At 67.7% G+C, this 21,455-nt stretch carries 16 protein-coding genes; 9 read left to right on the top strand and 7 right to left on the bottom strand.

The annotated features are described in order from the left end of the window. Nucleotides 1-71 precede the first annotated feature (71 nt). A complete protein-coding gene (locus tag AC3A6R_RS04090; RefSeq protein WP_487859040.1) occupies nt 72-1,301 on the bottom strand; it encodes a branched-chain amino acid ABC transporter substrate-binding protein in 1,230 nt (409 codons plus the stop codon). 124 nt (nt 1,302-1,425) lie between these two features. Further along, nucleotides 1,426-3,069 (bottom strand): 3-(methylthio)propionyl-CoA ligase, encoded by a 1,644-nt coding sequence (locus AC3A6R_RS04085; protein ID WP_487863838.1) that lies wholly within the window; start codon nt 3,067-3,069, stop codon nt 1,426-1,428. A 206-nt stretch (nt 3,070-3,275) separates the two neighbouring features. On the opposite strand from AC3A6R_RS04085, the gene AC3A6R_RS04080 reads away from it, so the two are divergent. The 6 genes from AC3A6R_RS04080 to AC3A6R_RS04055 all read left to right on the top strand — a co-directional run bounded on the left by AC3A6R_RS04080 (nt 3,276) and on the right by AC3A6R_RS04055 (nt 7,465). After that, nucleotides 3,276-4,814 (top strand): protein adenylyltransferase SelO, encoded by a 1,539-nt coding sequence (locus AC3A6R_RS04080; protein ID WP_487863837.1) that lies wholly within the window; start codon nt 3,276-3,278, stop codon nt 4,812-4,814. Next, on the top strand, nt 4,811-5,221 hold the full coding sequence (msrB, locus tag AC3A6R_RS04075) for a peptide-methionine (R)-S-oxide reductase MsrB (RefSeq protein ID WP_487859037.1): 411 nt from the start codon (nt 4,811-4,813) through the stop codon (nt 5,219-5,221). Before AC3A6R_RS04080 ends, msrB begins: the two co-directional genes overlap by 4 nt. Beyond that, nucleotides 5,221-5,763 carry a septation protein A gene (locus tag AC3A6R_RS04070; protein WP_487859036.1) on the top strand — a complete coding sequence of 181 codons (543 nt, stop codon included), beginning with the start codon at nt 5,221-5,223 and terminating at the stop codon, nt 5,761-5,763. Before msrB ends, AC3A6R_RS04070 begins: the two co-directional genes overlap by 1 nt. Next, nucleotides 5,760-6,053, top strand: a complete 294-nt coding sequence (locus tag AC3A6R_RS04065; protein ID WP_487863836.1) for a BolA family protein — start codon at nt 5,760-5,762, stop codon at nt 6,051-6,053. Before AC3A6R_RS04070 ends, AC3A6R_RS04065 begins: the two co-directional genes overlap by 4 nt. Nucleotides 6,054-6,143: 90 nt before the next feature. Continuing rightward, nucleotides 6,144-6,929: a peptidylprolyl isomerase gene (locus AC3A6R_RS04060; protein ID WP_487859034.1), complete on the top strand. Its 786-nt coding sequence runs from the start codon at nt 6,144-6,146 to the stop codon at nt 6,927-6,929. Nucleotides 6,930-7,000: 71 nt separating this feature from the next. Further along, nucleotides 7,001-7,465 carry a hypothetical protein gene (locus AC3A6R_RS04055; protein WP_487859033.1) on the top strand — a complete coding sequence of 155 codons (465 nt, stop codon included), beginning with the start codon at nt 7,001-7,003 and terminating at the stop codon, nt 7,463-7,465. Here AC3A6R_RS04055 and purL read toward each other — a convergent pair. Beyond that, nucleotides 7,462-11,460: a phosphoribosylformylglycinamidine synthase gene (gene purL / locus AC3A6R_RS04050; RefSeq protein ID WP_487863905.1), complete on the bottom strand. Its 3,999-nt coding sequence runs from the start codon at nt 11,458-11,460 to the stop codon at nt 7,462-7,464. The two genes, AC3A6R_RS04055 and purL, sit on opposite strands and share 4 nt — an antisense overlap. A gap of 156 nt (nt 11,461-11,616) precedes the next feature. Here purL and map point away from each other — a divergent pair, with 156 nt between their 5' ends. Together map and AC3A6R_RS04040 are read left to right on the top strand one after the other, a co-directional pair. After that, nucleotides 11,617-12,441, top strand: coding sequence for a type I methionyl aminopeptidase (map, locus tag AC3A6R_RS04045; RefSeq protein ID WP_487859032.1), 825 nt, complete (start codon nt 11,617-11,619; stop codon nt 12,439-12,441). 22 nt (nt 12,442-12,463) lie between these two features. After that, entirely contained in the window at nt 12,464-15,070 is a 2,607-nt protein-coding gene (locus AC3A6R_RS04040) for a [protein-PII] uridylyltransferase (protein ID WP_487863835.1), read from the top strand. Here the strand turns inward: AC3A6R_RS04040 and AC3A6R_RS04035 are convergent. Next, entirely contained in the window at nt 15,048-16,397 is a 1,350-nt protein-coding gene (locus tag AC3A6R_RS04035; RefSeq protein ID WP_487863834.1) for a putative bifunctional diguanylate cyclase/phosphodiesterase, read from the bottom strand. The two genes, AC3A6R_RS04040 and AC3A6R_RS04035, sit on opposite strands and share 23 nt — an antisense overlap. 200 nt (nt 16,398-16,597) lie before the next feature. Between AC3A6R_RS04035 and pgm the strand changes: the two genes are divergently transcribed. Then, nucleotides 16,598-18,265, top strand: coding sequence for a phosphoglucomutase (alpha-D-glucose-1,6-bisphosphate-dependent) (gene pgm / locus AC3A6R_RS04030; RefSeq protein ID WP_487863833.1), 1,668 nt, complete (start codon nt 16,598-16,600; stop codon nt 18,263-18,265). A gap of 18 nt (nt 18,266-18,283) precedes the next feature. On the opposite strand, the gene AC3A6R_RS04025 is transcribed toward pgm, so the two are convergent. The 3 genes from AC3A6R_RS04025 to AC3A6R_RS04015 are packed head-to-tail and all read right to left on the bottom strand — an operon-like array spanning nt 18,284 to nt 21,365. Continuing rightward, a complete protein-coding gene (locus tag AC3A6R_RS04025) occupies nt 18,284-19,339 on the bottom strand; it encodes an amino acid ABC transporter permease (protein WP_487859020.1) in 1,056 nt (351 codons plus the stop codon). Beyond that, on the bottom strand, nt 19,336-20,334 hold the full coding sequence (locus tag AC3A6R_RS04020) for an ABC transporter permease subunit (RefSeq protein ID WP_487863832.1): 999 nt from the start codon (nt 20,332-20,334) through the stop codon (nt 19,336-19,338). The genes AC3A6R_RS04025 and AC3A6R_RS04020 overlap by 4 nt, the downstream gene beginning before the upstream one ends. Next, nucleotides 20,331-21,365 (bottom strand): amino acid ABC transporter substrate-binding protein, encoded by a 1,035-nt coding sequence (locus tag AC3A6R_RS04015; RefSeq protein WP_487863831.1) that lies wholly within the window; start codon nt 21,363-21,365, stop codon nt 20,331-20,333. The genes AC3A6R_RS04020 and AC3A6R_RS04015 overlap by 4 nt, the downstream gene beginning before the upstream one ends. Between the last annotated feature and the right edge of the window lie 90 nt (nt 21,366-21,455).

The raw sequence follows: 21,455 nt of genomic DNA, 5'->3' as shown, positions 1-21,455 counted from the left end.
CTGAAAAACCAAGGGATGCTACCCGCGGGTAGGCATTTCCTACCCACGGGTAGAACCCGGCTCGCGCATCCTCAGGGACGCTTCATCTGGCAGGTGGTCGGCGTGCTCGCGACGTACGCCTCGTAGTGCTTCACGGGCGCCAGCGTGTAGCCCGTGTTCTCGGCGTCGTAGGGGAACTTGCCGCCGGCCTTCTGCCAACGGGTGATGAAGAGCCCCTGCTGCAGCTGGTGGTCGGCCTTGCGCATCTCGACCTCGCCGTTGAAGCTCTTGAACTTCATGCCCTCCATCGTGGCCGCGACCTTCACGGGATCGGTGGTTCGAGCCTTCGCGAAGGCGGTGTCGAGCATCGCGAACGCGGTGTAGATCGAGGTCTGCACCATGTCGTCGCCCATCTTCTTCTTGAACTCGCCCATCAGGCGCTGGATCTCGCCGCCCATGTTGTAGTGGCCGTAGCCGACGGCGTAGACCCGACCGTCGGAGCCGGCGCCCATGGCAGTCGGCGCACCGGTGCCGTAGGCGTAGTAGGTGAAGAACTTGATGTTCAGGCCCGAGTCGTTGGCCGACTTGAGAAGCAGTGCCAGGTCGGAACCCCAGTTGCCGGTGATGACCGAGTCGGCGCCGGAGGCCTTGATCTTGGCGATGTACGGCGAGAAGTCGCGCACCTGCGCGAGCGGGTGCAGGTCGTCGCCGACGATCTCGATGTCGGGGCGCTTGGCCTTGAGACCTTCCTTGGCGAACTTCGAGACCTGCTGGCCGTGCGAATAGTTCTGCCCGAGGATGTACACCTTCTTGATGTCCGGCTGCTCCTTCATGAAGGTGGTCAGCGCCTCCATCTTCATGGAGGTGTCGGCGTCGAGCCGGAAGTGCCAGTAGCTGCACTTGCTGTTGGTCAGGTCGGGGTCGACGGCCGCGTAGTTGATGTAGACCATCTCCTTGCCCGGGTTGCGGGCGTTGTTCTTCTCGATCGCATCCATGATCGCGAGCGCCGGGCCCGAGCCATTGCCCTGCAGCACGTAGCGCGCACCCTGGTCCATGGCCGAGCGCAGTGCGGCGGTGGTTTCCTGCGGGCTCAGCTTGTTGTCGATGGCGATCAGCTCGAACTTCACGCCCGACGCGTTCTTCTTGTTGAATTCCTCGACGAGCAGCTGCGTGGTCTTGAGCTGGTTGGTGCCCACCGCCGCCATGAGGCCGGAGAGCGGATCGAGCCAGGCGACCTTCACGGTCTCGCCCTTCTGGGCGAACGCGGCCGTCGCGGCAAGCAGGATGGCGCAGGAGGCAGCTGAGTGGATCGCAGGATGCATGACAAGGTCTCCGTTTGAGGGTGAGGCCGCAGGGTACAAGCGCGCTTTTCGCCGCCGCACAGGGAATGCCCGCAAGCCGGGCCGCAAACCCGGCCCCGCTATCGCACGCGCGACACCTGTGCGCTCAACCCATAGGCAGCTTGTAGTCCTTCAACATTTCGCGCAGCCGGGTCTTGAGGATCTTGCCGGTGGCGCCGATCGGGATCGCCTCGACGAACACCACGTCGTCGGGAACCTGCCACTTGGCGGTCTTGCCTTCGTAGAAACCAAGCAGCTCCTCGCGCGTGACCTCGGTGTTGGGCTTCCTGACCACCGCGATGATCGGCCGCTCGTCCCACTTGGGGTGTGCCACGCCGATGCAGGCGGCCATGGCCACGGCCGGATGCGCGACGGCGATGTTCTCGATCTCGATCGAGCTGATCCATTCGCCGCCCGACTTGATCACGTCCTTGCTGCGGTCGGTGATCTGCAGGAAGCCGTCGGGATCGATGGTGGCGACGTCGCCGGTCGGGAACCAGCCGCGGCCCTGCGCGTCGGGCACGAGCGGATTGCCGCCCTCGCCCTTGAAGTATTCCTTGACGACCCAGGGCCCCTTGACGAGCAGGTCGCCGAAGGCCTTGCCGTCCCAGGGCAGCTCCTTGCCGTCGCCGTCGACGATCTTCATGTCGACGCCGAAGATCGCGCGGCCCTGCTTCTGGCGAATGGCGACCTGCGCCTCGGCGGGCATGGCCAGGTGCTTGTTCTTGAGCGTGCACAGCGTGCCGAGCGGGCTCATCTCGGTCATGCCCCAGGCATGCAGCACCTCGACCTTGTAGAGGTCCTGGAACGCGCGGATCATGGCCGGCGGGCAGGCCGAGCCGCCGATCACGGTGCGCTCCAGGGTCGAGAACTTCAGGTCGTTGGCCTGCATGTGGCCGAGCATCATCTGCCACACGGTGGGCACGCCGGCGGCAAAGGTGACGCCTTCGGACTCGATGAGTTCGAACACCGATTTGCCGTCGAGCGCCGGGCCGGGGAACACGATCTTGGCGCCGACGAGCGCGGCCGAATACGGAATGCCCCAGGCGTTGACGTGGAACATCGGCACCACCGGCAGCACCGCATCGCGCGCCGAGATGCGCATCACGTCGGGCAGCGCCGCGGCGTAGGCGTGCAGCAGCGTGGAGCGGTGGCTGTAGAGCGCGGCCTTCGGGTTGCCGGTGGTGCCGCTCGTGTAGCACATGCTCGAAGCCGAGTTCTCGTCGAAGCTCGGCCAGTCGTAGTCGTTCGAATGGCCGCCGATCCAGTCCTCGTAGCTCACGAGGCCCGGGATGCCGCTGTCGGCCGGCAGCCTGTCGGCGTCGCACAGCGCAACCCACTTGCGCACCGTGCTGCACTTGGCATGCACCGCCTGCACCAGCGGCAGGAAGCTCAGGTCGAAGCAGAGGATCTGGTCTTCGGCATGGTTGGCGATCCAGGCGATCTGGTCGGGATGCAGGCGCGGATTGATGGTGTGCAGCACCCGACCGGTGCCGCTCACGCCGTAGTACAGCTCGAGGTGGCGGTAGCCGTTCCAGGCCAGGGTCGCGACCCGGTCGCTGAAGAGCAGCTGCTCGCCGTCGAGCGCGTTGGCGACCTGCCGAGAACGCGATGCGATCTGGCTCCACGAACTCCGGTGGACATCGCCCTCGACCCGCCGCGAGACGATCTCGGCGTCGCCATGGTGGCGCTCGGCGAACTCGATCAGCGACGAGATCAAAAGCGGTTGGTCTTGCATCAAACCCAGCATCTACAGGCTCCTTCTTTCAGCGATTTCAGCGGTTTCGAACATGAGGGGATTCACGCAATCTTTGTGCGTTCGCACAATGCCAGAAACCCGCACTGCGCGGACACGCTGCTGTCACATGCGCGGCCTGTCTACCGAAAGGTAGGACGCCCTCGAATGCTGAGGCCCCCCGGCGCAAGGGGTCTCGCACTCTGCCGGACAATCCATTCATGACGCCCACGAGCCAGCCTGCCGGTGCAACCGGCAGCACCGACGCACTCGCCTCCTCCTCCTACCACGCCGCCCACACTGCCGACCTGGGCCTGACATGGGTGCCCGGCTTTGCCACGCTGGGGCCGCGCTTCTTCACCGCGCTGCAGCCCACGCCGTTGGTGTCCCCGACGCCGCCGTACTGGGTTGGCCACAGCGAGCGCGTCGCGCGCGAGCTCGGCCTGCCCGAGGGCTGGCGCACCGACGCGGCGCTCGAGGCGCTGACCGGCAACATCCCGGTGGTAGGCACGGCGCCGTTCGCCACGGTGTACAGCGGCCACCAGTTCGGCGTGTGGGCCGGCCAGCTCGGCGACGGCCGCGCCATCATGCTCGGCGAAACCGCGGGCGGGCTCGAAGTCCAGTTCAAGGGCGCCGGGCGCACGCCCTACTCGCGCATGGGCGACGGCCGCGCGGTGCTGCGTTCGAGCATCCGCGAATTCCTCTGCAGCGAGGCGATGCACGGTCTGGGCATTCCAACCACCCGGGCCTTGTGCGTCACCGGCTCCGATGCGCGCGTGCGCCGCGAAGAGATAGAGACCGCCGCCGTGGTGACCCGCGTGGCACCGAGCTTCATCCGCTTCGGTCACTTCGAGCACTTTGCCGCCAACCAGCAGCACGATGCCCTGCGGGCGCTGGCCGACTACGTGATCGACCGCTACTACCCGGCCTGCCGCGGCACCGACCGTTTCGGCGGCAACGCCTATGCGGCCTTCCTCGAGGCCGTGAGCGAGCGCACCGCCGCGCTGCTTGCGCAGTGGCAGGCCGTGGGCTTCTGCCATGGCGTGATGAACACCGACAACATGAGCATCCTCGGGCTCACCATCGACTACGGGCCGTTCCAGTTTCTCGACGGCTTCGATCCGCGCCACATCTGCAACCACAGCGACACCGAAGGCCGCTACGCCTTCAACCAGCAGCCCAACGTGGCTTACTGGAACCTGTTCTGCCTCGCCCAGGCGCTGCTGCCGCTGATCGGCGACGAAGAGACTGCGGTGGCCGCGCTCGCGTCGTACAAGACGGTGTTCCCGGCCGCGTTCGAGCAGCGCATGGGCGCCAAGCTCGGCATCGGCGTGCCGGCCGGCGACGACCGCGCGCTGATCGAGGGCGTGCTGAAGCTGCTGGCCGCGGAAAAGGTCGACTACACGATCTTCTGGCGCCGGCTGTCGCACGCCATGGCCGACGGCAGCGCCGAGCCGGTGCGCGACCTGTTCCTCGACCGCGCGGGCTTCGACGCCTGGATGCTATCCTTTCGGGAGCGGCACGGGCAGAACACCGGGCCGGCGGCGGCCGATTCGATGCTGCAGGCGAACCCCAAGTTCGTGCTCAGGAACCACCTGGGCCAGCAGGCCATCGAAGCGGCAGCACAGAAGGACTTCTCGGGCGTGGCCACCTTGCTGAGCCTGCTCGAGACCCCATTTGACGAACATCCCGGCTTCGACGACTACGCCGGGTTCCCGCCCGACTGGGCCTCCACGATCGAGATCAGCTGTTCATCATGACCACTCCCACCGACAAGACCGACGCCGAATGGAAAGCCCTGCTCGCTGAAAAGGGCGCCGAGCCCGCGGCCTTCGAGGTCACGCGCCATGCAGCCACCGAACGCCCCTTCACCGGCAAGTACGAGGCGCATTGGGACGACGGCACCTACCACTGCATCTGCTGCGGCGCGAAGCTGTTCGAGTCGACGACCAAGTTCGACGCCGGCTGCGGCTGGCCCAGCTTTTCCGAAGCGGCCGTGCCCGGCGCTATCCGCAATATCGTCGACCGTTCGCACGGCATGGTGCGCACCGAGAACGTATGCGCCCAATGCGGCGCCCACCTGGGCCACGTGTTTCCCGACGGACCCACCGAAACCGGCCTGCGCTACTGCATGAACTCGGCGTCGCTCGATTTCCAGAAGAAATAATGAAACTGCTGCTCGACTTCTTTCCGATCCTGCTGTTCTTCGGCGCCTACAAGCTGGGCGACATCTACACGGCCACCGGCGTGCTGATGGCTGCCACGGTGGTGCAGATGGCCGTCATCTACGCCATGGAACGCAAGCTGCAGGCGATGCAGAAGGCCACGCTGGTGCTGATCCTGTTGTTCGGCACGCTGACACTGGTGCTGCACGACGACCGCTTCATCAAGTGGAAGCCGACGGTGCTCTACGGTGCGATGGCAATCGCGCTCGCGGTGGCGCTCTGGGCGTTGCGCAAGAACTTTCTCAAGATGCTGCTGGGCGCGCAGCTGCAGCTGCCCGACAACATCTGGCAGCGCCTGAACGTGGCGTGGATCGGCTACTGCCTCTTCATGGCGGTGGTCAACGGCTACGTGGCGGCCTACTTCAGCACCGAGGCCTGGGTCGAGTTCAAGCTCTGGGGCTACATCTTCCCGTTGGTCTTCCTGGTGGCGCAGGGGCTCTACATCTCGCCGCATCTCAAGAACGACGACAAGCCCGCCGCATGAATGCCGCGAACGTCACCGCCGACGGCCACCCGCCGCCGACCGTCCATGAGCTCGAGGCGGCGCTGCGCAAGGCGCTCGACCCCACCGTGCTCGAGGTCATCGACGAAAGCGCCGCCCACGCGGGCCACGCCGGCGCCAACGCCGAAGGCCGCGGCACCCATTTCCGGGTTCGCATCGCCTCCCCGCACTTCGAAGGAAAGCCCCGGGTGGCGCGCCATCGCCTTGTGTATGATGCCCTCCAGATTTTCATCGCGCAGGGCCTGCACGCCATCGCCATCGAAGTGCTTTGAGTCGTCTTTCCGGTCCCTCACGCCGCACTTTTTCTTCACGCGCCCGTTCTGTCGTTCGAGCGCACTTCCCCTCCAGCTGATACTCATTCCATGAAAAAACAACTCTTGCAGGCCCTCGCGGCCGCAGCGCTGATCGGTGCCATTCCCATGGCGGCAGTGGCACAGAACGCAGCCATCGTCAACGGCAAGCCGGTGCCCAAGGCGCGCATGGACGTGCTGGCCCAGCAGCTGGCCGCCGCCGGCCGCCCCGTCACACCCGAAATGCAGAGCCAGCTTCGCGAAGAGATCGTCGCGCGTGAAGTCTTCATGCAGGAAGCGCAGAAGCAGGGCCTCGACGCCACCGACGACTACAAGAACCAGCTCGAACTGGCCCGCCAGGCCATCCTGATCCGCGCGCTGTTCGAAAACCACCGCAAGACAAACGCGGTGTCCGACGCCGATGTGAAGGCCGAGTACGACAAGTTCGTCGCGGCCAACGGCGGCAAGGAATTCAAGGCGCGCCACATCCTGGTCGAGAACGAAGACCAGGCCAAGAAGATCCTGGCCGACCTCAAGAAGGGCGGCAAGTTCGAGGACATCGCCAAGAAGCAGAGCAAGGACCCGGGATCGGGCGCCAACGGCGGCGACCTCGACTGGGCCAACCCCGCGAGCTTCGTGCCCGAGTTCTCGGAAGCCATGATCAAGCTCAAGAAGGGCGAGACCACGGCCGCGCCCGTGAAGACCCAGTTCGGCTACCACATCATCCGCATCGACGACATCCGCCAGGCCCAGCTGCCGACGATGGAAGAAGTGAAGCCGCAGATCACGCAGCAGCTGCAGCAGCAGCGCCTGCAGAAGTACCAGGAAGAACTGCGCGCGAAGGCGAAGATCGAATAAGACGCGGCATCGCGCTGCTTAAACTTAAAGGCGGCCCGTGGGCCGCTTTTTTCATTTTCAAGACTCAATCCATGCACCAAGCCGCTACCCGTGTGTCGAGAATCTCCATCCTGCTCGTGACGGCTGTGGCCGCATGCACGGCCGCCATGGCACAGCCTTCCAACTGGGTGCCGTTGCCGGGTGTCGGCTTCGGCAAGGACGTGACCGCCATCCAGTTCGACCCGAGGGGACTGATCGATGTCGCCAACCACAACGCGGACGACGATCGCCCCTACCCGGTGGCACTGGTGCTGGTGGATTTTTCCCGCGAACGCGACAGCGGCATGCTGGGGAGCTACCGGTCGACGGTTGACACGGTGGCCGTCGACTGCGCCGGCCGACGAGCGCAGAACCTGCAGAAGCGCCTGTACGCGCAGGCCGGCGGCAAGGAGCGCACCGCCATCATGGGCACGCTGGCGCTGTGGAAATGGGATCCGGAACAGGCAACCCATCCGGCGCTGGCCCGTCCACTCTTGGCCCAGGTCTGCAAGAGCTAGCCGACCCAATTCCGGGCGTTGCGCCAGATCTGCATCCAGGGGCTGAAGTCGTTCTTGCCGCCCGCGGTCCAGCTCATCTGGATATTGCGGAACACCCGTTCCGGGTGCGGCATCACCGCCGTAAATCGGCCGTCGGCCGTGGTGACCGAGGTCAGGCCACCGGCGCTGCCGTTCGGATTGAACGGGTACTGCTCGGTCGGCTGGCCGTGGTTGTCGACATAGCGCATCGCGGCGATGGCCTTCGTGGCGTCGCCGCGGTGCTTGAAGTTGGCATAGCCCTCGCCGTGCGCCACCGCGATCGGCAGGCGCGCGCCGGCCATGCCTGCGAAGAAGAGGCTCGGCGATTCGAGCACCTCGACCATCGACAGCCGCGCCTCGAAGCGCTCGCTCTGGTTCGTGGTGAAGCGCGGCCAGGCCTCGGCGCCCGGGATGATGTCAGCCAGCTCGGCAAACATCTGGCAGCCGTTGCACACGCCCAGTCCGAAGGTGTCGGCGCGTCCGAAGAAGCCCTTGAACTGCTCGGCGAGCCGGGGGTTGAAGGTGATGCTGCGCGCCCAGCCGATGCCCGCGCCCAGCGTGTCGCCGTAGCTGAAGCCGCCGCAGGCGACCACGCCCTTGAACTGCGACAGGTCGGCCCGGCCCGTCTGCAGGTCGGTCATGTGCACGTCGAAGGCGTCGAAGCCGGCGTCGGTGAAGGCATAGGCCATTTCGACGTGCGAGTTGACGCCCTGCTCGCGCAGGATGGCGACCTTGGGACGTGATTGCAAGATAGCGGGGGCGTTGGCGCCGCCGCCCTCACCCCTGCCCTCTCCCGGAGGGAGAGGGAGAAATACATGCAGACCGGGATCGGACGGATCGCCGGCCGCGGCATGCTCGGCATCGGCGCAGGCCGGGTTGTCGCGTTCGCGCGCGATCTTCCAGCTCACTGCATCCCACACCTGGTGCAGGTCGGCCAGCGTGGCGCTGAACACCGGCTTGGCATCGCGCCAGATCTCGAGCTTGCCCTTGCCGGCCTCGATTTCCGAACTCGCAGGCCGGGTCTTGCCGACGAAATGGCTGTGGGCGCTGAGGCCATGGGCGCGCAGCACCTGCATCACGTCGTTGCGCTCGGCGGTGCGCACCTGCAGCACCATGCCGAGCTCCTCGTTGAAGAGCGCCTTGAGCGTGAGCTCCTCGCGCCGCGCGCTGACCTGCTGCGCCCAGTTCTTGGCGTCGCCGGTCTCCATGCGGCTGTCGGAGATGCCGTCGCCTTCGGTGACCAGCATGTCGACGTTGAGCGCCACGCCGACGTGGCCGGCAAAGGCCATCTCGCAGGCCGTGGCAAACAGCCCGCCGTCGCTGCGGTCGTGCATCGCGAGAATCTTGCCGTCGGCACGCAGCGCGTTCACGGCCTTGACCAGCGCGACGAGCTGCGCCGGATCGTCGAGGTCGGGCACCCGGTCGCCCGTCTGGCCCAGCGTCTGCGCGAGGATGCTGCCGGCCATGCGATGCTGGCCGCGGCCGAGGTCGATCAGCACCAGCGTGGTGTCGGGCTCTTCGGCATCGAGCTGCGGCGTGAGCGTGCCGCGCACGTCCTCGAGCGTGGTGAAGGCGGTCACGATCAGGCTCACGGGCGAGGTGACTTTCCTGGCCTGGGCGCCGTCGTTCCATTGCGTGCGCATCGACAGCGAATCCTTGCCGACGGGGATCGACACGCCCAGCGCCGGGCACAGCTCGAGGCCCACCGCCTTCACGGTCTCGTACAGCGCGGCGTCCTCGCCGGGCTCGCCGCAGGCCGCCATCCAGTTGGCCGACAGCTTGACGCGCGACAGCTCGATCGGCGCGGCCAGCAGGTTGGTGATGGCCTCGGCCACGGCCATGCGGCCCGAGGCCGGCGCGTCGAGCGCGGCCAGCGGCGTGCGCTCGCCCATGCTCATGGCCTCGCCCGCAAATCCCTTGTAATCGGCCAGCGTCACCGCGCAGTCGGCCACGGGCACCTGCCACGGGCCGACCATCTGGTCGCGGTGGCTCAATCCGCCGACGGTGCGGTCGCCGATGGTGATGAGGAAGCGCTTGGACGCCACGGTCGGGTGCGAGAGCACGTCGATCGCGGCCTTCTGCAGGTCGACGCCCGTGAGCTCGAGCGGCTTGAACGTGCGGGCGACGGTCTTCACGTCGCGGTGCATCTTCGGCGGCTTGCCGAGCAAAACATCCATCGGCATGTCGACCGGCTGAACCTCGGGCCCCTCGTCCGCCACGACCAGTTGGCGCTCCTCGGTCGCCACGCCAACCACCGCGAACGGGCAGCGCTCGCGCTCGCAGAAGGCCTTGAACTGTTCGAGCGACTCGGGCGCGATTGCCAGCACATAACGCTCCTGGCTCTCGTTGCACCAGATTTCCTTCGGCGCCATGCCCGATTCCTCGAGCGGCACGGCGCGCAGGTCGAAGCGCGCACCGCGGCCGGCGTCGTTGGTGAGCTCGGGGAACGCATTGCTCAGGCCGCCCGCGCCGACGTCGTGGATCGCAAGGATCGGATTGGCGGCGCCCTGCTGCCAGCAGTGGTTGATGACCTCCTGCGCACGGCGCTCGATCTCCGGGTTGCCGCGCTGCACCGAGTCGAAGTCGAGCTCGGCCGCATTGGCGCCGGTGGCCATCGAGCTGGCGGCGCTGCCACCCATGCCGATGCGCATGCCGGGGCCGCCGAGCTGGATCAGGAGCGAGCCGGCCGGGAACAGGATCTTCTTCGTCTGCGTGGCGTCGATGCTGCCGAGGCCGCCCGCGATCATGATCGGCTTGTGGTAGCCGCGCTGCACGGTGTCGACGTCGCTGGCCACCGCCTGCTCGTACTCGCGGAAATAGCCGAGCAGGTTGGGCCGGCCGAATTCGTTGTTGAACGCGGCGCCTCCGAGCGGGCCCTCGGTCATGATCTGCAGCGGGCTCGCGATGTGCTCGGGCTTGCCATAGTGGCCCGCTTCGGGCCAGAGCTTCGAGACGGTGAAGCCGGTCAGGCCCGCCTTGGGCCTGGAGCCGCGGCCGGTGGCGCCCTCGTCGCGGATCTCGCCGCCGGCGCCGGTGGAAGCGCCCGGAAACGGGGAAATGGCGGTCGGATGGTTGTGCGTCTCGACCTTCATCAGCACGTGGCTCAGGGCGCTGTCCTTGCGGTAGTTCTGCGAGCCCTGTTCGGGCACGAAGCGCTCGATCGTCGAGCCTTCCATGATCGAGGCGTTGTCCGCGTAGGCCACCACGGTGTGCTGCGGGTTCTGCCGCTCGGTGTGGCGGATCATCGAGAACAGGCTCTGCGGCTGCGCCACCCCGTCGATGGTGAAGTCGGCGTTGAAGATCTTGTGGCGGCAGTGCTCGCTGTTGGCCTGGGCAAACATCATCAGCTCGACGTCGCTCGGGTTGCGCCCGAGCCGCGTGAAGGCCTCGACGAGGTAATCGATCTCGTCCTCGGCGAGCGCGAGCCCGAAGCCGGTGTTGGCCGCCACCAGCGCCGCGCGGCCGCCGCCCTGCACATCGACCAGCGCCATCGGCTGGGCCGGCAGTTCGCTGAACAGGCTCGCCGCCTGCTCGACGGTGGCGAGCACCGATTCGGTCATGCGGTCGTGCAGCGGCGCGGCCACGGCGGCGAGCGCATCGCCGTCGAGCACCGGGGCCTTGCCGATCAGCGGCGCCTTGAGCTTCAGGTGGTATTGCGTGACCCGTTCGACGCGGCGCAGCGCCAGGCCGCAGTTGTGGGCGATGTCGGTGGCCTTGGAAGCCCAGGGCGAGACGGTGCCCAGGCGCGGCGTGACGACCACCGACGCACCGGCCTTGGACGCCGGCGCCTCGTAGGGTTCGCCGTAGGTCAGCAGCGCCGCAAAGCGCTCGCGGGCCGCGGTGTCGAGCGAGGCGTCGGTCACCACGAGGTGCACGAAGCGCGCCGAAATGCCCTCGATGCGCGGATCGATGGCCGCAAGCTTCGGCAGCAGCTGCCGCGCACGGAAATCGCTGAGTGCGCTGCCGCCCTCGAACATGGTTACGACGGGAAGGGCTTGGGGTGCGGGCTGCGTCACGGTCGAATGGTGGCCTCGAGGGCCGCGTTGGAGGTCAGGATCGAGCGGATGGCCGCTGACTGGGGTCATCCGCGTTAACCCGGAATTTTAGCCGGGGCCGATGGGATAATTCGGGCCATGAGCATTACCTATAAAGACGCGGCGGGCATCGAAGCCATGCGCGTCGCCTGCCGCCTGGCCTCCGAGGTGCTGGACTACCTCACCCCCTTCGTCAAGCCCGGGGTCACCACGAACGAAATCGACCGGCTGGCCGCCGAATACATGGTCAAGCAGGGCACCACCTCGGCCACGGTGGGCTACATGGGCGCGAGCAGCGTGCCGTTCCCGAAGTCGCTCTGCACCTCGGTGAACCACGTGGTCTGCCACGGCATTCCCAATGAAAAGCCCTTGAAGAAGGGCGACATCATGAACATCGACGTCACCGTCATCAAGGACGGCTGGTTCGGCGACAACAGCCGAATGTTCGTGGTCGGCGACGCCTCCATCGCGGCCAAGCGCCTGTGCTCGCTCACCTTCGAGGCGATGTGGCACGGCATCCTGCAGGTGCGTCCCGGCGCCCACCTCGGCGACATCGGCCATGCGATCCAGAAGTTTGCCGAAGGGCACGGCTTCTCGGTGGTGCGCGAATTCTGCGGCCACGGCGTCGGCCAGCGCTTCCACGAGGAACCGCAGGTGCTGCACTACGGCCGCCCCGGCACCCTCGAAGAACTCAAGCCCGGCATGATCTTCACGATCGAACCGATGATCAACGCCGGCCGGCGCGAGGTGAAAGAAGACTTCAAGGGCGGCCAGTACGACGGCTGGACCATCGTCACGCGCGACCGTTCGCTGTCGGCGCAATGGGAGCACACGGTGCTGGTCACCGAGACGGGCTACGAGGTGCTGACGCTGTCCGAAGGCAGCCCGCCCCTGCCCTCGTTCGTCGCCGCCACCAAGACCTGACCCGCCAGAGCGCACCCCGGCCGTGATCGAACCCGCCAAGCTCGACGTCGCGACGCTGCGCGAGAACTATCGCGCCAGGAAGCTGGCGCTCTTCGACACTCTGCGCTTCGCACGCGCGCCGACGCGCAGCGTGCATGCCGTGCTGCGGCAGCTGTCGGCGCTGGCCGACCGCACGCTCTGCACGCTCTGGAACGAGGCTGGCTTCGGCAACGCGCTGGCGCTGGTCGCGGTCGGCGGCTTCGGCCGCGGCGAGCTGTTCCCGTACTCGGACGTCGACGTGCTGCTGCTGCTGCCGCCCGACGGGCAGGACGGCGGCGTCGAGCCGTCGCGCATCGAGGCCTTCATCGGCCACTGCTGGGATGCGGGCCTCGAGATCGGCTCGAGCGTGCGCACGCTCGACGAATGCCTGGCCGAGGCCGAGAAAGACGTCACGGTCCAGACCTCGCTGCTCGAGGCGCGGCTCGTCACCGGCGACAGGAAGCTCTTCACCACCTTCTGCGGCCGCTTCGCCGGGGCGATCGATCCGCAGGCGTTCTTCATGGCCAAGTCGCAGGAAATGCGCCACCGGCACCAGAAGTACGACAACACGCCCTACGCGCTCGAGCCCAACTGCAAGGAATCGCCAGGCGGCCTGCGCGACCTGCAGACGATCCTCTGGATGACCAGGGCCGCGGGTTTCGGCAGCCGCTGGGACGACCTTGCGAAGAACGGCCTCGCGACCCCGTTCGAGGCACAGCAGATCAAGCGCAACGAGGCCCTGCTCTCGCTGATCCGCGCGCGGCTGCACGTGATCGCCAATCGGCGCGAGGACCGGCTGGTGTTCGACCTGCAGACCGCCGTGGCGGCGACCTTCGGCTACGAGGGCGAGTCGCAGCGCAAGGCCAGCGAGGCGCTGATGCGGCGCTACTACTGGGCGGCCAAGGCGGTGTCGCAGCTCAACCAGATCCTGCTGCTGAACATCGCCGAGCGGCTGCAGCCGGCCGACGAGCAGCACACGCCGATCAACGAGCGCTTCTACGAGCGCGCGGGCCTGATCGAGATCGCAAGCGACGACCTCTACGAGCGCGAGCCGCACGCCGTGCTCGAGACCTTCCTGCTCTACCAGAAGACCATCGGCGTGAAGGGCCTGTCGGCGCGCACGCTGCGCGCACTCTACAACGCGCGCCACGTCATGGACAGCCGGTTCCGCAACGATCCGGCGAACCACCAGACCTTCATGCGCATCCTGCAGCAGCCCTACGGCATCACGCATGCGTTCAGGCTGATGAACCAGACCTCGGTGCTGGGGCGCTACCTGCGGGTGTTCCGCAGCATCGTGGGCCAGATGCAGCACGACCTGTTCCATGTGTACACGGTCGACCAGCACATCCTGATGGTGCTGCGCAACGTGCGGCGCTTCTTCATCGCCGAGCACGCGCACGAGTACCCGTTCTGCTCGCAGCTGGCCGCGGGCTGGGACAAGCCCTGGATCCTCTACGTGGCGGCGCTGTTCCACGATATCGCCAAGGGCCGTGGCGGCGACCATTCGACGCTGGGTGCCCGCGACGTGCAGCGCTTCTGCCGCCAGCACGGCATTGCGCGCGAGGACGCGAAGCTGATCGAGTTCCTGGTGGCCGAGCACCTCGTGATGAGCCAGGTGGCGCAGAAGCAGGACCTCGGCGACCCCGACGTGATCGGCGCCTTCGCCAAGCGCGTGGGCAACGAGCGCTACCTCACGGCGCTCTACCTGCTGACGGTGGCCGACATTCGCGGCACTTCGCCGCGCGTGTGGAATGCCTGGAAGGGCAAGCTGCTCGAAGACCTCTACCGCTACACCCTGCGCGCACTCGGCGGACGCATGCCCGACCCCGACGCGGAGGTCGAATCGCGCAAGCGCGAGGCGCTGGTGCAGCTCGCGCTGCACGCCCAGCCCTTCGAGGCGCACAAGGCGCTGTGGGACACGCTCGACGTGCGCTACTTCATGCGCCACGACGCCAGCGAGATCGCCTGGCATGCCAAGCAGCTGTCGCGCTTCGTGCCGCCGGCGAAAGTACCGGTCGACCCGAAGGCGCCGCCGATCGTTCGGGCGCGGCTGTCGCCGGTGGGAGAAGGCCTGCAGGTGGTGGTCTACACGCCCGACCAGCCCGACCTGTTCGCACGCATCTGCGGCTATTTCGACCAGTCGTCGTTCAGCATCCTCGATGCCAAGGTCCACACCACGACCAACGGCTACGCGCTCGACACCTTCCAGATCGTGAACGCCTTCGTGCCCGATCACTACCGCGACCTGATCAACATGGTCGAGGCCGGCCTCGGCCAGACGCTCACCCAGGCCGGCGAGCTCCCGGCGCCGAGCGTGGGTCGGGTGTCGCGGCGCGTGCGCAGCTTCCCGATCAAGCCGCGCATCAGCCTGCTGCCTGACGACAAGGCGCAGCGCTGGCTGCTCAACATCTCGGCCAGCGACCGCGCCGGGCTGCTCTACTCGGTGGCACGCGTGCTCGCGCGGCACCACCTGAACCTGCAGCTCGCCAAGATCACGACGCTCGGCGAACGCGTGGAGGACACCTTTCTGATCAGCGGCCCCGAACTGCAGGGCCAGAAGACGCAGCTCGCGATCGAGACCGAGCTCATGGACGCGCTGGAAGCCTGAGGCCCCGCGAGCGCCCGGCGCGCTCGAAATCTTTCACCCAGTGCGGGATCTCGCCGGCCGCCAGCGGCATCGCGATGCCGTAGCCCTGCGCGAGCGTGCAGCCCATGGCGAGCAGGGCCTCGCCGTGCGCGAGCGTTTCCACGCCCTCGGCCACGGCGGTGCGGTCCAGCGCCTTCAGCAGCGCGAGGATGCCCTGCACGATCGCCCTGTCCTGCTCGTTTTCGAGCATGCCGCGGATGAACGACTGGTCGATCTTGACCGACGTCACCGGCAGCTGGCGCAGGTAGGTCAGCGACGAATAGCCGGTGCCGAAATCGTCGATCGCCACGGGAACGCCCAGGTCCTTGCAGGCCTCGACGAAGTTCGCCACCACCGAGAACTTGCTGATTGCGGTGGTCTCGAGGATCTCGAGTTCGAGCGTGCCGGCGCCAAGGCGCGGAAAACGCGCCAGCTGCTGCGCGAGGCGATCGACGAAATCCCAGCGCATCATGTGCTGCGGACTCACGTTCACGCTGATGGCGGTGCGCAGGCCCGCGGCGCGCCACTCGTAGGCCTGGCGCAATGCCGCGCCGATGACCCAGTCGCCCATGCGCTCGGCGAGTTCGTCGCCTTCGGTGAGCGGCACGAACTGGCCCGGCTGCAGCAGGCCGCGCTCGGGATGCTGCCAGCGGATGAGCGCCTCGACGCCGACCATGACGCCGCGCTGCATGTCGACCTTGGGCTGGTAGCAAAGAAAGAATTCATCGCGCTCCAGGCCTTCCTGGATGCGCCGGCGCGCCTTCACCAGCTGCTCGTCGACGCGCGCCTGCGGTGCATCGAAGTAATGCACGCGGCCGTCTCCGGCACGCTTGGCAAGGTAGGCGGCATGGCTCGCCTGGCGCAGCGCCAGTTCGGGCGCGGGCCCGTCGGCATCGAGCAGCCGCGCGCCCAGGCTGCCTTGCAGATCGACGGTGTGGCCGCCCCACTTCCAGGGCTTGGCCAGCTCGGCGAGCATGCGTTCGAGCACCTGGTGGCACTGCGGGCTGCCGATGGCCGCAAACACCGCGGCGAATTCGTCGCCGTTCACACGCGCGAGCACGCCTTCGCGCGGCATCTGCGACCGGACGCGGCGGTGCGCCTCTTCGAGCGCCGCATTGCCGCCGGCCATGCCGAGGCGCCGGTTGATTTCGGCAAAACGGTCGAGGTCGATGAAGCACACCACCGTGCAACGCTTGCCCTCGCGCGCCCAGCCGGCGATCAACGGGCGGAGCACCTCGTCGGGCGGGAGGCGCTTGAAACCTGCGTCGTACAGGTCCTGCGCTGAAGAGGGTGGTGGTTGGAGCGACAAAAGTCAGTGGCTGAAAAACGCAATCGATGGGACGCGGCGTGCGGCAGCCGCTTACGTTCGCATGGGACTCGCAACACCTTGACACCGGCGAGCACCGCGAAATCATATTAGAACCCTGGGGTTGGCCGGGCCGCGGCGTATGCTGCGCCGGCCGCCGCCGTCGCCTTTCTTCAAAATTCCCCGAGCCCGAGAACCCAAAGATGAGCCCTGCTACCAAGGCGCCCCGTGCCGCCGCCCTTCCCGGCCAACCGGCCACGAGCGATCTGCTGGTGAACGTGCCCCGCCTCGTGGCCGCCTATTTCAGCCACCGTCCCGACCCGTCGGTGCCCGCGCAGCGCGTGGCCTTCGGCACCTCGGGGCATCGCGGTTCGTCCTTCGACAACGGGTTCAACGAATGGCATGTGCTGGCGATCAGCCAGGCCATTGCCGACCATCGCAAGAAGCAAGGCATCGACGGCCCGCTGTTCCTCGGCATCGACACGCATGCGCTTTCCACGCCCGCCTTCGACAGCGCGGTGGAAGTGCTCGCGGCCAACGGCGTCGAGCTGATGCTCTCGCAGGACGACGAGTACACGCCGACGCCGGCGGTGTCGCACGCGATCCTGCGCTACAACCGCGGGCGCACCACCGGGCTGGCCGACGGCATCGTCATCACGCCGTCGCACAACCCGCCCGAGAGCGGTGGCTTCAAGTACAACCCGCCCCATGGCGGCCCCGCGGGCAGCGACGTCACCTCGGCGGTCGAGGCCGCGGCCAACGGCTTTCTCGCGAACGGCCTCGAAGGCGTGAAGCGCATGCCGCTCGAGCGTGCGCTGCGCGCGTCGACCACGCACCGCCACGACTACCTCAACACCTATGTCGAAGACCTCGCGCAGGTGCTCGACATGGACGCGATCCGCGGCGTGCCGATCGAGCTCGGCGTCGATCCGCTCGGCGGCGCGGGCGTGCGCTACTGGCCCGCGATCGCCGAGCGCTACAAGCTCGAACGCCTTCACGTGCTGCGCGAGGAGGTCGACCCGACCTTCCGCTTCATGTCGCTCGACTGGGACGGCCGCATCCGCATGGACCCGTCGTCGCCCGATGCCATGCACCAGCTGATCGGCCTCAAGGAGCGCTTCGGCATCGCCTTTGCCTGCGACACCGACCACGACCGCCACGGCATCGTCACGCGCGGCGCCGGCTTGCTGCAGCCGAACAACTACCTCGCCGTGATGGTCGACTACCTGTTCACGCACCGGCCGCAGTGGCCGACGCAGGCGGCGGTGGGCAAGACGGTGGTCAGCAGCCGCATGATCGACCGCGTGGCCGCCCGGCTGGGCCGCAGGCTGTACGAGGTGCCGGTGGGCTTCAAGTGGTTCGTCGACGGTCTGGTCGATGCGTCGCTCGGCTTCGGCGGCGAAGAGAGCGCGGGCGCCACCTTCCTGCGGCGCGACGGCACCGTCTGGACCACCGACAAGGACGGCATCGTGCCGGCACTGCTCTCGGCCGAGATTGCCGCGTGCACCGGCCGCGACCCCGGCGAGCGCTTTGCCGAACTGGCCGAGGCCCTCGGCCGGCCGGTGGCCAACCGCGTGGATGCGGCAGCCACGGTGGCGCAGAAGAAGAAGCTTTCGGGCCTGTCGCCCGACCAGGTGAAATCCACCGAGCTCGCCGGCGAGAAGATCGAGCAGGTGCTGAGCCACGCTCCCGGCAACGCCGCGGCCATCGGCGGCCTGAAGGTGGTGACCGAGAACGGCTGGTTCGCAGCGCGGCCCTCGGGCACCGAGGACATCTACAAGATCTATGGCGAGAGCTTCAAGGGGCCGGAGCACCTGGGCCGCATCCTCGAAGAGGCGCAGCAGTTGGTCGACAAGGCGCTGGCGGGCTGAAGGCCGCGCTCCCTCCTGTCAGCGCCGGCCCTGGCCGAGGCGCATCTCGAGCCACGCGCTGTAGCGCGAGAGCCCGAAGCACAGCGTCCAGTAGATCGCCGCGATGAACAGATAGCCCTCGAGATAGAACGGCCGCCAGGTCGGGTCGCCGCCGAGCGCGAGGCCCAGCGCGCCGGTCAGCTCGAACAGCCCGACCACGGTGACCAGCGAGGTGTCCTTCAGCGTGCCGACCACGTTGTTGGTCAGCGCAGGCACCACGAGCCGCAGCGCCTGCGGCAGCACGATGTCGCGCTGCACCGGCCAGCGGCCGAAGCCCAGCGCCATGGCGGCATCGGTCTGCCCGCGCGGCACGGCCTGCAGGCCGCCGCGAATGATCTCGGCCATGTAGGCCGCGACGAACAGCGCCAGGCCCGCGAGCACGCGCACCAGCACGTCGGGCTGCCAGCCCGCGGGCCACAGCAGCGGCAGCAGGAACGACGCCATGAACAGCACCGAGATCAGCGGCACGCCGCGTACCAGCTCGATGTAGCTCGCGCTCAGCGTGCGCAACACCGGCCAGTGCGAACGACGCCCGAGCGCCAGCAGCAGCGCGAGCGGAAAGGCCAGCGCGAGGCCCACCACCGCCAGGCCGATCGTCAGCGGCAGACCACCCCAGCGGCTGGTCGGCACGTAGTCGAGGCCCATGACGCCGCCGCGCATCAGCAGCACGAACAGCCCCAGCGACACCAGCCAGAGCGGCGCCAGCCACCAGCGCCAGGTGCGCGGCCAGGCACTGAGCACGGTGACCGCCGACAGCAGCACCACCGCGATGGCTGGACGCCATTGCGCCTCGTACGGGAAGCGGCCGAACAGCATCGGGCGCCACTTCTCGGCCACCACGCCCCAGCAGGCGCCGTGCTGCAGCGCGCGGCAGGCGTCGGCGTCGGGCCGGAACACCGCATGCAGCACACCCCAGTCGACGGCCAGCCAACCACCCCATGCGAGCAGAGCGAGCAGCGCCACCGTGGCCAGCGCGCGCAACGGCGAACCCCAGAGTTCGCTCTGCCAGGCGACGGGCGTCGCGGGGTGCCTCATTGCCACCCCCGCAGTGCGACGCGCGCGTTGTAGCGGTTCATGACGAGCGAGATCACGAGCGACAGCAGCAGGTACACCGCCATGATGATCGCGATGCACTCGAAGGCCCGTCCGTTCGAGCCGATGGTGGTATTGGCCACCGACACCAGCTCCGGATAGCCCACCGCCACCGCCAGCGACGAGTTCTTGGTCAGGCTCAGCAGCTGGTTGGTCAGCGAGGGCACGATCACCCGCAGCGCCTGCGGCAGGACCACGATGCGCAGCTGCTGAACCGCACCAAAGCCCAGCGCCTGCCCGGCCAGCACCTGACCCTGCGAAACGGACAGGATGCCCGCGCGCACGATCTCGGCGACGAAGGCCGCCGAGTACAGCGACAGGCCCGCGACGATGGTCACGTACTCAGGGCTCAGCGCCGCACCGCCGAAGACGCCGAAATTCCCGAGCTCGGGCCATTCGAGGTGCGTGGGCCACCAACCGCCCTCGCCCGCCGTGGGCCAGGGCACGTTCAGGCCGCCCTTGCTGAGCCAGACGCCCGGCAGCAGGGGCACCGGCTCGGTCGGGTCGGGCAGCAGGTTGGCGATGGCGAAGGCCAGCATCAGCAACTGCACGAGCAGCGGCACGTTACGCAGCAGCTCGACGTAGGCGGTGCAGATGCCGCGCAGCAGCACGTGCGGCGCGAGCCGGCCGATGCCGATCAGCGTGCCGAGCACGACCGAGAAGATGGCCGCCGGCACGGCCGCGCGCACCGTGTTGACGAGGCCCGCGAGGAAGGCCCGCCACGACGGCTGGCTGGCGTCGAAATCGAGCCAGCCTTCACTGATCGGAAAGCCCGCGGGCTCGGCCAGGAAGTCGAAGCCCGAGCGCACGCCGCGTGCGCGCAGCACCTCGAGCGCATGGTTCACCACCCAGACGGCACCGGCCAGCACGGCCAGCACCAGCAGCGCCTGGAGGCCCCAGGCCAGCCAGACGCCGCGGCGCGATGGCCGCCCGCTCATCGCACCGGGGGTGCGTAGATCAGGCCGCCTTTGCTCCAGAGGTTGTTGGCGCCGCGCGGCAGCTTCAGCACCGACTTGGGGCCGACGTTGCGTTCGAACATCTCGCCGTAGTTGCCCACGGCCTTGATCGCGCGGTATGACCATTCCTTGTCGAGACCGAGCAGCTTGCCGAGGTCTTCGCCGGTGCCGACGAGTCGCTGCTGCGCGGGGTCCTTGCTGGCGGCCTTGAGCTGGTCGACGTTGGCTTGCGTGACGCCGTACTCCTCGGCCTCGATGAGCGCATTCGGCACCCACTTGGTGATCGCGAACCACTCGTCGTCGCCGCGGCGGACCAGCGGCGCGAGCGGCTCCTTGGAGATCAGCTCGGGCAGGATCAGGTAGTCGTCGGGGTTCTGCGCTTCCTTGTTGCGCAGGCCCGCGAGTGCCGAGGCGTCGGTGGTGAAGGCCTGGCAGCGGCCCGAGAAGAAGGCCTTGAACGAGGCCTCGAAGCTCTCGAACACGACGGTCTTGACCGGGATGTTCTGCGCGCGGAAGTAGTCGGACACGTTCTTCTCGTTGGTGGTGCCCGACTGCGTGCAGATGGTCGCGTTCTTGAGCTGCTTGGCGCTCGTCACCTTGAGCTTCTTCGGCACCAGGAAGCCCTGGCCGTCGTAGTACGTGATGGTGGTGAAGTTGAAGCCCAGCGAGGCATCGCGCGTGAGCGTCCAGGTGGTGTTGCGCGCGAGGATGTCGATCTCGCCGGCCTGCAGGGCCGAGAAGCGCTGCTGCGAATTGAGCGGCACGAAGTCGACTTTCTTGGCGTCGCCGAGCACCGCCGCGGCGATGGCCCGGCAGGTGTCGACGTCCAGGCCCGACCAGTTGCCCTGCGTGTCGGGCGCGGAGAAGCCCGCCACGCCGTTGGTCACGCCGCACTTGAGGGTGCCGCGCTGCTTGACCGCATCGAGGGTCTTGCCGGCAAGGGCCGGCGCGGCGGCGGCGAGCATGGCGGCGGCGGCGGCAAGGGCGAGCGCGGGACGGAATCGGCTTTTCATTGGTGTGTTCTCCTCAACAGTAAGCAAAAGCCAGTGTACGGGGCCGCGCGGCGGCTTGCCAAAGAACGGGCGGTTGGATGCATATGCCGG

The sequence above is a fragment of the Variovorax sp. Soil_C_19 genome (genome assembly GCF_057657255.1).
This window is presented reverse-complemented; position numbering and strand designations above follow the sequence as displayed.